Below are 10,338 nucleotides of genomic sequence, written 5' to 3' on the forward strand. Positions count from 1 at the left end.
CGGATGTGGATCGCCCCCGTACCGGCTCCCCCTTCCGGTACGGGGGCGATCCACATCCGCGGCGCCGCTGGAAGGCCGCGCCGCGCCCTGGGAGAGTGGCGCGCATGACGGAACCGGAGCCCTTGCGCACCGCCCACACCTTCGAACTGCTCCCGGCGGACCTCGCCGGGATACGCGCCCTGATGGACACGGTCTTCGAGAGCGGTTTCACGGACGAGGACTGGGACCACGGACTCGGCGGCGTCCACGCGTACGTACGCGCGCCGGACGGCGCGTTCCTCGCGCACGGCAGCGTGATCCAGCGCCGGGTGCTGTACGAGGGCCGCTCGTACCGCGTCGGGTACGTCGAGTCCGTGGCGGTACGGCCCGACCGCCACCGGCAGGGACTCGGCGGCCGGGTCATGGCGGCGCTGGAGCGCGTGATCGACGGCGCGTACGACCTGGGAGCGCTCTCAGCCTCCGACGCCGGCGCCTTCCTCTACCGCTCGCGCGGCTGGCACCTCTGGCAGGGCACGATCGAGACGCTCGCCCCCGGCGGGCTGATCCGCCTCCCGGAGGAGGAGGGCTCCGCATTCCTGCGCCCGGCCGCGGGGCGCCCGCTGCCGGGGACTTCGGGCGCGCTGGTCTTCGACTGGCGCGAGGGGGATGTGCTTTAGCGCCCGCCCGTTGAGGCCGCCGCGCGGTCGACGCGGATCGGGCATGTCGTGTCGGACATGTCGCGGTCAACGCGGGCCGGATGTGTGGTGGCCGACGCAGATCGGACATGCGGTGGTCAGCCCAGGTCGGACATGTCGAGTACGAAGCGGTAGCGGACGTCGTTGCGTCCGAGCCGGTCGAGGGCCTCGTTCACACGCGCCGAGGGGAGCAGTTCGATATCGGCGGTGATGCCGTGCTCGGCGCAGAAGTCCAGCATGGCGGCGGTCGCGGGCCTGCCGCCGCTGCCCGCGGAGCTGAGCTTCTTGCGCCCCAGGAGCAGGTCCATGGTCTCCACGGTGACGGGTCCGAGGTGCCCGAGGTGGCTGAGCGTGCCGTCCATGGCGACCAGGCGCAGATACGGGCCGAGGTCGTGCGGGGCGGAGATGGTGTCGATGACGACGTCGAACCGGTCACGGGCGCCGGCCATCTGTTCCGGGTCCGTGGAGACGACGAGGCCGTGGGCGCCGAGACGGCGGGCGTCGTCGGCCTTGTCGGGCGAGCGGCTGATGACCGAAGTGTCGGCGCCGAGCGCCACGGCGATCTTGACCGCGAGATGACCCAGGCCGCCCAGTCCCGCCACGGCGACGCGGCTGTGGGGGCCCACGCCCAGGGTGTGCAGGGGTTCCCAGACGGTGATCCCGGCGCAGAGCAGCGGAGCGGCGGCGGCCGGGTCCAGACCTGCGGGGAGCGGGTACGCGAACCGGTCGCGGACCACGTACTCACGGGAGTAGCCCCCCAAGGTGGTCGATCCGTCGTGCCGGTCGACGCCGCTGTAGGTCAAGGTCGGGAAGGTGTGGCAGAAGTTCTCCTGGCCCGCCCGGCACATCGGACACTCGCCGCATGAATCGACGATGTTGCCGACCGCCACGGGGTCACCGACGGAGAAGCCGGTGACCGCGGGCCCGGTCTCGGTCACCACGCCCGTGAACTCGTGCCCCGGTACCAAGGGGCGGCTTTCCTCGCCGTCATGACCGCGGACCGCGTGCAGGTCCGTGTGGCAGACACCGCAGTAGTCCACCCGTATCGCGAGGTCGTCGGGGCGCAGGTCGCGCCGCTCCAGCGTCGTCCGCAGCAGCGTCGCCGTCGCGCCGTCCGCCTGCCAGCCGGTTGTCGTCCGCACAGCACATCTCCTTAAACAGACTGTTCGGTCTGCCTCAAGGTAGACGCATTCGCCCCGCTCGGCAAACCAACTGTTCTGTTCGGTAGCCTGAGGGCATGGCCGACCAGCCCCTGAACCCGCGTGGAGCGGCGACGTACCGGCGCATCCTCGATGTGGCGACCCAGGAGTTCGCCGAGCACGGCATCGCCGGAGCGCGCATCGAGCGGATCGTGGTCGCCGCACGCACCAACAAGGCGCAGCTCTACGCCTACTTCGGAAACAAGGAAGGGCTCTTCGACGCCATCTTCTTCGGCTCGCTGGAGCGGATCGTGAACGTCGTCCCGATCGACGCCACCGACCTCGCGGACTGGGCCGTACGCCTGTACGACGAGTACCTCCGCCGTCCCGACCTCATCCGGCTGGCCACCTGGGTACGTCTGGAGCGCCGCCCGGCCGGGCACCTGGTGGACAGCCGTGACCGCCTCGACGACCGCAAGCTGCTCGCCATCGCCGAGGCTCAGGCCGCCGGCCTGGTGCGCCAGGGCGACCCGTTCGACGTGATGACCATGGTCATCGCCATGTCCATGGCCTGGTCCCCGGTCAGCAACGTCTACGCGGCGACGGCCGAGGAGCCTCCCGAGGTGCACGACCAGCGTCGAACGCTGCTCCGCGAGAGCGTCCGGCGCGCCGTGGCGGCCGACTGACGCTCGGTCTCGGTCTCGTCGGTCTCGGCCTCGGCCTGAGCCCTCGGCCTAAGCCAGCCGGGCGGCCCGCCCCGACCACCTGAACGACCAGCGGGCCACGGGCAGCGGGAATGCCGAGTGATCGGGCCGGTTGTCCGCCCCGGAACGCTGATGGTGTGATGACAGGGTCGGCGTGAGCCCTATGAAGGGTGACGGTGCGTGGGAAGTCTGTTGAGAGGCGTCTCCGGCGTCCGCTGGGGGGAACTGCGCGACGCACGGCCGCTGCCCGCCGGGGACATCCCGCCGCTGCTCTCCCGGATCGCGTACGGAGGCGAGGACACTGCCCGCCTCGCGATCGACGAACTCGGCGACCGCATCTGCGCGTTGGGGTTCGTAGTCGGCGAGGCGACCGCGTCGACGGTCCTGTTTCTCCTGGAACTCGCCGGGGCCCCGCACGTGTCCTGCAAGGCCGAGCTGTTGGATCTGCTTGAGAGCATCTACCGGACCGAGCAATGGCACTCGTCGGCCGCAGCGGCCGGCGGCCCGAAGCGTACGGGCTTCCGGGAACAGCCTGCCTGGGAGGTGGCCGCCAGGGAAGCCGTCCGCGCCGGCCGACCGGTCATCGAGGGCCTCGCCTCGTCGATGCGACCGGAAGAGGCCGAACCAGCACGGAGACTGCTGCTGACGATGGACGAGACGCCACCGTTCCCGGACCTGGAAGATCGCAGGTATGACACTCAGAGATCAGTGCGGGACAGGCCTTGGCGGCATTGATGTACAGCCGAGGATCGAGTACAGACAGTTCCAGGTTGTCGAACAGGGCAAGGCTTTGGATCTCCCCGCTGATTGGGCGCAGCAGGCAAGCGGGGGACGCATCGCGATTCCCGGCGGAGCCGGCCTCTTGCTCTCAACGGGTGGCAATGATTTCTACCCGGAAGTACGCGTCGAGGTCTGGCACGAGGAGCCACCTCACGAAGAGGAGTCGTGGGATGTTTCCGAGGACGAGGACATCGTTACGGATTCCGGTGTCCTCTGGATTCGGACGTGGGATGGGGAACCTGTGGGAGACGGGCTCACTCTGCGCCCCGGCCCCTGCCGCGTGCGTGTCCACTGTTCTGGTCGGGCCGAGGCAGCCGCCCTTGTCGGGCAGGAGCTCTACTTTCAGGGCGTGGAGAGGTGGCTGTTGCAAATCTGGCCTTTGTGATCCGGGACTGTCTCACGGGTCTGTCCATTGCTCAGGGCGACAGTCGCGGCACGCTCATGCGTCGGCGCGTGTCAGGCGTTCGTCGGTCTGGTTCCGCAGGGCGTGCAGGGCGATCGGGGGCTTGCCGTGCAGGACCTCGGTACGGGCGTTGTGTGCGGCCGGCCATAGGCTCGCCGCCCAGGCCACCTGACGCTCCTCACTGGTGAACGCCCGTCCCCGCGCCTCCTGATAGGCGTCGAGGAAGGCCGCCGAGCTGTCCACCGGGGCGAGCGTGGGGTGCTCCGTGCTGGCGAAGGCCCCGGACGCGGCCCCCGCGATCGCCGCCTCCGGCAGCCACGCCAGGCTGTCCCAGTCGTGCACCGTGTGTGCCTCCCCGCCCCGCCACCGTATGTTCTGTGACTCCCAGTCCCCGTGGCCGACCGTACGCTCCAGCGAAGCGGCGCGTGCCATCCGGGCCCGTATGCGTACGACGGTCTGCTCGAGGTCCTGCGGTACGGCGACCAGGCCGGCCCGGGCGTCGTGCCAGTCGTACGCGGGCCAGAGCCCCGGCTCCTCGTGGTCCCAGCGCAGCCACACCGGATTGGGCAGCGGCGGCCGGACCCGTACCTTCCGTGCCAGCGTGACCAGCGTCGCGAGCAGAACGGCGAACTTGGCGGCGGTCTCCGGCCCGTCGTCGCGCAGCATGTCACCCCCGGGGCACCACTGCTCGGCGTGGACCGCCCGGCGGTCCACCACCGCGACGGCGGTCAGCGGCCGGGGGCAGGGAAACCCGCTGTCCGCGAGGGCTCGCTGCACCTCGACACAGGACCGGGCGCGGCCCGCCTCGTCCGGCCGCGCCTTGATGACGACCCGGCGGCCGTCGTCCAGACGTACCGCCGCCACCTCCGACGTCTGCGCCGAGGCGAACAGCCGCTCGACAGGCACGGCCCCCAGCTCGCGCCCGCACCATGCCGTGATCGCCTGGGACAGTACCGCGCCGTCTTCCTTCATGGGCCAAGACTAAGGACCGGCGTGGCGTGGCTTGCTCAGCCGCAGGTGGGAGGGGGTGCCGTCTCAGATAGTAGGAAGTCCGAGTAAATATAGAGACAGGGCGCCGCCGCTCGCTTAGCTTGGAATGAGCCGAACGTCTCGCTCCATCCAGCGAATGGCGGTCGAGGGCAGCGCCCCTGGCAGGTAACCCCTGCGGCGCACGGCCCCCCGCCCCATCCGGCGCCTCGTAGATGCATCCCGTGACCCCACCGCGTGGTTCAGCTATCTCAAGGAGTCGATCACCATGGCCGAGACGACCGTCCGCCGTGTCCGCCACACCTCCCGTACCAGCGAATCCGACCGCAAGAACGCCGCGGCCGCGCTCCAGCGCGCCCTGGACCGCCGCGACAACGGCGGCGCGACGGGCCACTGACGCCGTTGGCCGGGCGTGCCCCAGGCGCCGCGTGCCTAGGGCGTGTCTTCAAAGTAGCGTCGTCCGCCCGAAGGGCGGGCGCGGCGGCGTCTGGTGCGTGCGATCGCAAGGCGGAGGGGCGTCCTTGTACTGGACGTACTTGGATGATCCCGACAACGCGGCGAGCGTGCGTGCCAGGCGTCGCCGGGCAGACGGGACTTTGAAGACACGCCCTAGGGCACCCGGCCGGCCTGGGCCGCGTACCGCGCGTACTCGGCCTCCAGCTCCACGACCGTGCAGCGGCGCAGCGTGACCATCAGTTGCGCCGCGACGGTCCAGTGGATGCGGGTGTCGTCGTACAGCACGCCGCCCGCGTCATACGGCTCGGGGAAGAGCCCTCCGGGCCGGTGCACGATCCCCTGTACTCCGGCCGTGACGACCAGCCCGGCCCGTAATGCCACATGGCGTTTCCGCAGGTGAGGGCAGGCCCGTACCGATGCGATGGCGCAGGGGGCGCAGACCGGGGGATGGGTGGTGGTGAACCCGCCCGCACCCCCGCCCGCGTCGCCCGGGTAGTCGCCCACCAGCCACAGCACCCCGTCCTCGTTACGATCGGCCGCCCCGCCGCACACCTGGCACAGCAGCTTCCGCATCGCGCGGTGCTGTCGCAGCGAGTGCACCTTCCCGAACTCCGGCCGCCCCTTTCCCCGGCCCGCACCGACGCGCTTCCACAGCACGCCGTTGGCATCACGGTCGACCGAGTGTTCGTCCGCGTATCCGATGCCGGGACCCCTGGGGTTGGGTACGACCAGCGCGGGGACCTTCTTCTCCCCGCTCCAGGACGCGATGTACGGCACGATGTCCGGCCGCGCCACCGTTGCCGCCATCAGTACGCACCCCTGGAGGTGCCCGTCGCGGCCGGGAGCGACAGCTCGGCCCAGACGACCTTGCCGGGCGCGCCGTCGTCCCGTTCGGTGACCCCCCAGTCGTCCGCGAGCGCGGCGACGAGGATCAGCCCCCGGCCGTCGATGGCGTCGGGATCGGCCGGCCGCGGCTCGGGCCTCCGGGGCGACGCGTCGTGCACCTCGATACGTACGGTGCCGGGCGTCGGCACGTAACGGGTCTCGATCTCCCAGTCGTGGCACACCCGAGCGTGCCGGGCCGCGTTGGTGACCAACTCGGAGAGGACGAGCAGGGCGGAGTCCTCCAGCTCGGCCAGCCCCCAATCCGCCAACACCTTGCGCAGTTCGGCTCGCGCCAGCCCAACACAACTCGGATGTGGACTCCACCGCAGCACAATGGAATCGCCCTTTCCCCGGGCGGCTTCGGCCGGAAATAAGCGCCGCCGGAACGGCTCGAAGAATTGGGCGATATCCTTCACCATGTCATCAACTCCGGTTAGTTGAGGGCCACGCCCCCGGGCCGTTGCCGCGGTCGCGGGGGTCTGGATTTTGCGTGTGGCGTGTGCTGCTGTTGGTTACTACGATCCCTCATCGGATGCACTGGGCACATGTCTGAGCTGTCACCAAATACCTGGTGGAGACGGCCAGTTACGCGAAAGAAGGTTCGACCGGAGTGGAGCTGAACAACGAATCAGGCCAGCTCACGCCGCGTGTGAGGCTCGGCAGGCGGCTGCGTCGGCTGCGGGAGCGCAAGCAACTGTCGCTCCGTCAACTCTCCGAACATGTGGGCGGCTACTCGCACAGCTACCTGGGCCGGGTGGAGTTGGGGGATCAGCTTCCCTCGGATGCCTTGGTGAGCGCGCTGGACAAGTTTTTTGACACCGATGGGGTGTTGGCTGAACTGCTAGAGATGGCGCACGAATCTGTGATTACGAGCTATAGTCGCACTTTCGTGAGCAAGGAGCCGGAGGCCGAACGCATCCAGGTCTTCACGAGCAGTCTCATCCCTGGACTCTTCCAGACAGAAGATTATGCGCGAGAGCTATTCCGAAGGTCGCTTCCCGGCGAATCTGAGGATGAGCGTAACGAGCGAGTCATCGTTCGTATGCGCAGGAAGCGCATTTTCGAACGCGCTGAACCGCCGCGCTGTTGGGCAATTATGGATGAAGCGGCACTAAGGCGCCCAATTGGCGATACGAAGAGTATGGCCGGGCAACTCTCCTATTTGTTGCAGATCGCCTCCCGGCCACACACTACGGTTCAGGTCCTCCCGTTCGTTAAAGGGGCGCATCCCATGCTGGGAGGGAGCTTGACCCTCATGACCTTGAAAGATGGCGGGACGGTTGCCCTGGTCGAGAGCTTCAAGTCCGGTGAGGGGGTAGATTCAACGAAGAGGGTGATTGAGCTGACTGAGATGTTTGATCTGGCTCGCTCACTGGCTCTGACAAGTGATGAATCCACAGACTTGATCCGCGGATACCTGAAAGGGTATGAAGATGAACGCGATTCCTGACGCGTCCGTTATGGCTGTCTGGCGTAAGTCGAGCTACAGCGACAACGGAGACGGAGCGTGTCTTGAAGTGTCGGACGGACACGTTGCTGGCGTTCCCGTTCGTGACAGCAAGGCTCCGCACGGTCCGGCGATCGTCTTTCCCGTACGCGACTGGTCCGTGTTCGTCGGTGCAGTCAAGGGTGGCGAACTCTGATCGTGACCTCCGCGCAGGACTGGTACGACGCCCAACTCCTCTGGGACTTCCAGCAGATGCGGCACGCACCCCGGCCCTGTTCCGTCGCCCTTGGGCTCGCGCGGCGTATGAGCGCCTCACGCACGCAGGCTTCGTCAGCCGTCTCGTGCGGACCGGGCTTGCGTCTCCCCTAAGGGGAGCCCCCAAGCTGGGGGCATGAACCGCGACGCGCTCTACTCGATCGGTGAGCTGGCTCGGCGGACCGGGGTCACGGTGAAGACCATCCGGTTCTATGCCGATTGCGGGATCGTGCCGCCCGTCGATCGCAGCCCGGCCGGCCACCGACTGTACGGGGACGACGCCGTCGCACGCCTGGACCTGGTCCGGACCCTGCGTGACCTGGGGCTCGGGCTTACTGCCATCCGTCAGGTCATGGACCGGGAGCCGACACTGCCCGAGGTCGCCGCAGCGCATGTCGAGGCCCTGGACATGCAGATCCGGGTCCTGCGGCTGCGGCGCGCGGTTCTGACTGCCGTGGCGGAGCGCCGCGCTACCCCCGAGGAGACCGCTCTCATGCACAAGCTGGCCAAACTGTCCGAAGCCGAGCGCCGACGACTGATCGACGACTTTCTCGACGCCGCCTTCGGCGGTGTGGGAGCCGATCGGGATTTCGCGGGGGTCATGTGCTCGATGACCCCGGAACTGCCCGAAGACCCCGATCCGGAACAGGTACAGGCGTGGGTGGAACTGGCCGAACTGGCACAGGACACGGATTTCCGGGCGCATGTACGGGCCATGGCCGAGCATCTCGCGGCCGAGCGCACACGGGGTGTTCCGCCCACGCTACGGGGTGATCTGAGTGGGACCGTCCGTGACCGCGTTGCCCCGGCGCTGGTGGCCGGGGTCGACGCCGCGTCACCCGAAGCCGACCCGGTCGTCTCGGACCTCATGAGCCGCTGCGCGCGTTTCCTCGACCACGAGGACGAGGCCCGGTCCGGCCTGCAATTGCTGGCCCGGCTGCAGAGCATGAACGACCCGCGCAGAGAGCGGTACCTCCGGCTTCTCGCGGTGATCAACGGCTGGCCCGCTCCGGACAGTCTGCAACCCGCGCTCGACTGGACCATCCACGCTCTCCGCGTCCGCGTCCGGCCGTGAGCGGTGAGCGGTGAGCGGGGACTGTGCCTGTCACAGGCAACCATTCGGCCCCCGATGTCCTCGCAGGCGCCTACCCCCGCGTCACCGTGAAGTGGTCCACCCTCGCGCCCGATTCGGCCAGCGCCGTGACCTCCAGCTTCGGCCGGCTCCCCGCCGTCACCTCCACCGCCAGGAACGAGAAGCCCGTGTAGCGGACGCGCGACCACTCGACCGTTTCCGGGATCTTCGCGCCCTCCTCGGACCAGTGGTACGAAGCGACGGACTCCACATCGGCCGTATGGCCCTCGTAGCTGTCCGGGGACGGAAAGCTGTAGAGCGCCTTGCCCGCGCCGCCCGCCGTGACGTACACGATGCCGTCCCGTACGGAGTCGACGGTCTCGCCGATGCCGACGCGGCGCCGTACCGTACCGGACCTGAGCGCGTCGGTGCGTTCATAGACGTGGTTGTGGCCGTTGACGACCAGATCGACGCCGTGTTTGTCGAACAGCGGCACCCACGCCTCCCGTACCCCGCCGTCCGACGCGTGCGCGCTGGTCGTCGAGAAGGCGCAGTGGTGGAAGAAGACCACGATGAAATCGATGTCCCGGTCCGCGCGCAGGGCGGCCAGGCGGTCGTCCAGCCAGCGGGTCTGGGCGCCGTCCGTGTAGCCGGTGTTGGCGCGGATCTCGTGGGAGACGTCGTTGGCGTCCAGCGCCACCACGCCCACATTGCCGTAAGTGAAGGAGTACACGCCCGGTGACTTCACCGGGTCCGGGCCGCCGCCCGGCAGGGTCCAGCGGGCGTTCTGGCCGCCGTAGCCGTCGGGGGAGTACCACGCCTCCATGTCGTGATTGCCGGTCGTCACCATCCAGGGCACTCGCGAGGCCACCGTCTCGGTCTGCGCCAGGAACTGGTCCCAGACCCGCGCGTCATACGTGTCGGACGAGGTGCCCCGGCCGCTGCTGTCGGCGTAGCAGATGTCGCCCGCGTGCAGATGGAAGGCCGGATTCTGACCGAGGATCACCTGGTCGTTGGCGAGCGCGTCGTACGAGACGCCCTGGTCGCCGAAGGCGGTGAAGACGAAGGCCTCGGTACGGGCGGCGGCCGGTGCGGTACGGAAGGTCGAGACCGTGGTCGCACGGCGCGGGTCGGCCGGGTCGAAGCCCTCGTGCCCCACGCCGTAGTAGTACGTCGTGCCAGGGCGGAGCCGTTCCAGCGGCACATGAAGGTAGTACTGGTCCACCGCGGGCAGTTCGTCCGTCAGCGACGGCGTGTGCAGCGGCCGTACCTCCGCCTCGATCTTCCGGCTCAGCTCCCAGGGCTTCAGCCCCACGCGCAGGAACGGCTTCCGCACCCGGAACGGCACCTGCCAGGAGACCGTCATCTGTGTCCTCGGGTCGGCGCCGAAGGCGAGATGCCGGCCGAAGGGCGCGACCAGCGATCCGTCCACCCGGGGAGTGACGGGCGACCCCAGGGAAACCGGCGAAACACCGGTGGGTGCCGCGCTCGAACCCAGCAGCCCCGCCCCTGCCACCGTGCCCGCCGCCAGTGCCC

Annotated in this window: 12 protein-coding genes; 7 read left to right on the top strand and 5 right to left on the bottom strand. The window is 68.9% G+C overall.

Annotation, left to right across the window (positions count from 1 at the left end; all coding sequences use genetic code 11):
• Positions 1-104 precede the first annotated feature (104 nt).
• On the top strand, positions 105-656 hold the full coding sequence (locus WH07_RS24295; RefSeq protein ID WP_046503968.1) for a GNAT family N-acetyltransferase: 552 nt from the start codon (positions 105-107) through the stop codon (positions 654-656).
• A 116-nt stretch (positions 657-772) separates the two neighbouring features.
• Here WH07_RS24295 and WH07_RS24300 read toward each other — a convergent pair whose 3' ends face one another.
• Positions 773-1,816 carry an NAD(P)-dependent alcohol dehydrogenase gene (locus tag WH07_RS24300; RefSeq protein ID WP_046503970.1) on the bottom strand — a complete coding sequence of 348 codons (1,044 nt, stop codon included), beginning with the start codon at positions 1,814-1,816 and terminating at the stop codon, positions 773-775.
• A 95-nt stretch (positions 1,817-1,911) separates the two neighbouring features.
• Here WH07_RS24300 and WH07_RS24305 point away from each other — a divergent pair, with 95 nt between their 5' ends.
• On the top strand, positions 1,912-2,499 hold the full coding sequence (locus tag WH07_RS24305) for a TetR family transcriptional regulator (protein ID WP_046503972.1): 588 nt from the start codon (positions 1,912-1,914) through the stop codon (positions 2,497-2,499).
• 198 nt (positions 2,500-2,697) lie between these two features.
• Complete coding sequence (locus WH07_RS24310) at positions 2,698-3,252, top strand: hypothetical protein (protein WP_046503975.1); 555 nt, start codon at positions 2,698-2,700, stop codon at positions 3,250-3,252.
• A 484-nt stretch (positions 3,253-3,736) separates the two neighbouring features.
• Here the strand turns inward: WH07_RS24310 and WH07_RS24320 are convergent, their stop codons facing one another.
• Positions 3,737-4,672, bottom strand: a complete 936-nt coding sequence (locus tag WH07_RS24320; RefSeq protein ID WP_046503977.1) for an aminoglycoside phosphotransferase/kinase family protein — start codon at positions 4,670-4,672, stop codon at positions 3,737-3,739.
• A 283-nt stretch (positions 4,673-4,955) separates the two neighbouring features.
• On the opposite strand from WH07_RS24320, the gene WH07_RS41805 reads away from it, so the two are divergent.
• Positions 4,956-5,084: a hypothetical protein gene (locus WH07_RS41805; protein WP_106409672.1), complete on the top strand. Its 129-nt coding sequence runs from the start codon at positions 4,956-4,958 to the stop codon at positions 5,082-5,084.
• A gap of 212 nt (positions 5,085-5,296) precedes the next feature.
• Here the strand turns inward: WH07_RS41805 and WH07_RS24325 are convergent, their stop codons facing one another.
• Both WH07_RS24325 and WH07_RS24330 read right to left on the bottom strand, forming a co-directional pair.
• The gene (locus WH07_RS24325; protein WP_232789040.1) at positions 5,297-5,950 is read right to left on the bottom strand and encodes a hypothetical protein; all 654 of its coding nucleotides are present in this window, start codon (positions 5,948-5,950) and stop codon (positions 5,297-5,299) included.
• Positions 5,950-6,360, bottom strand: coding sequence for an ATP-binding protein (locus tag WH07_RS24330; protein ID WP_269801387.1), 411 nt, complete (start codon positions 6,358-6,360; stop codon positions 5,950-5,952). The genes WH07_RS24325 and WH07_RS24330 overlap by 1 nt, the downstream gene beginning before the upstream one ends.
• Before the next feature lie 239 nt (positions 6,361-6,599).
• Here WH07_RS24330 and WH07_RS24335 point away from each other — a divergent pair, with 239 nt between their 5' ends.
• From WH07_RS24335 to WH07_RS24340, 3 genes are all read left to right on the top strand, one after another.
• Positions 6,600-7,478, top strand: a complete 879-nt coding sequence (locus WH07_RS24335) for a helix-turn-helix domain-containing protein (RefSeq protein WP_232789042.1) — start codon at positions 6,600-6,602, stop codon at positions 7,476-7,478.
• A gap of 10 nt (positions 7,479-7,488) precedes the next feature.
• The gene (locus tag WH07_RS38010; RefSeq protein WP_332836370.1) at positions 7,489-7,671 is read left to right on the top strand and encodes a DUF397 domain-containing protein; all 183 of its coding nucleotides are present in this window, start codon (positions 7,489-7,491) and stop codon (positions 7,669-7,671) included.
• A 195-nt stretch (positions 7,672-7,866) separates the two neighbouring features.
• Complete coding sequence (locus tag WH07_RS24340) at positions 7,867-8,805, top strand: MerR family transcriptional regulator (RefSeq protein ID WP_046503982.1); 939 nt, start codon at positions 7,867-7,869, stop codon at positions 8,803-8,805.
• A 70-nt stretch (positions 8,806-8,875) separates the two neighbouring features.
• On the opposite strand, the gene WH07_RS24345 is transcribed toward WH07_RS24340, so the two are convergent.
• The coding region (locus WH07_RS24345) for a purple acid phosphatase family protein (RefSeq protein ID WP_046503991.1) at positions 8,876-10,338 on the bottom strand (1,463 nt) is incomplete at its 5' end.

It is taken from the genome of Streptomyces odonnellii, assembly GCF_000981895.1.
Taxonomy (GTDB): Bacteria; Actinomycetota; Actinomycetes; order Streptomycetales; family Streptomycetaceae; genus Streptomyces; species Streptomyces odonnellii.

What these genes read in the sequence shown, in the direction of transcription:
- WH07_RS24295 (WP_046503968.1), top strand. Translation starts at nt 105, where the DNA reads ATGACGGAACCGGAGCCCTTGCGCACCGCCCACACCTTCGAACTGCTC.
- WH07_RS24305 (WP_046503972.1), top strand. Translation starts at nt 1,912, where the DNA reads ATGGCCGACCAGCCCCTGAACCCGCGTGGAGCGGCGACGTACCGGCGC.
- WH07_RS24320 (WP_046503977.1), bottom strand. Translation starts at nt 4,672, where the DNA reads ATGAAGGAAGACGGCGCGGTACTGTCCCAGGCGATCACGGCATGGTGC.
- WH07_RS41805 (WP_106409672.1), top strand. Translation starts at nt 4,956, where the DNA reads ATGGCCGAGACGACCGTCCGCCGTGTCCGCCACACCTCCCGTACCAGC.
- WH07_RS24325 (WP_232789040.1), bottom strand. Translation starts at nt 5,950, where the DNA reads ATGGCGGCAACGGTGGCGCGGCCGGACATCGTGCCGTACATCGCGTCC.
- WH07_RS38010 (WP_332836370.1), top strand. Translation starts at nt 7,489, where the DNA reads ATGGCTGTCTGGCGTAAGTCGAGCTACAGCGACAACGGAGACGGAGCG.
- WH07_RS24340 (WP_046503982.1), top strand. Translation starts at nt 7,867, where the DNA reads ATGAACCGCGACGCGCTCTACTCGATCGGTGAGCTGGCTCGGCGGACC.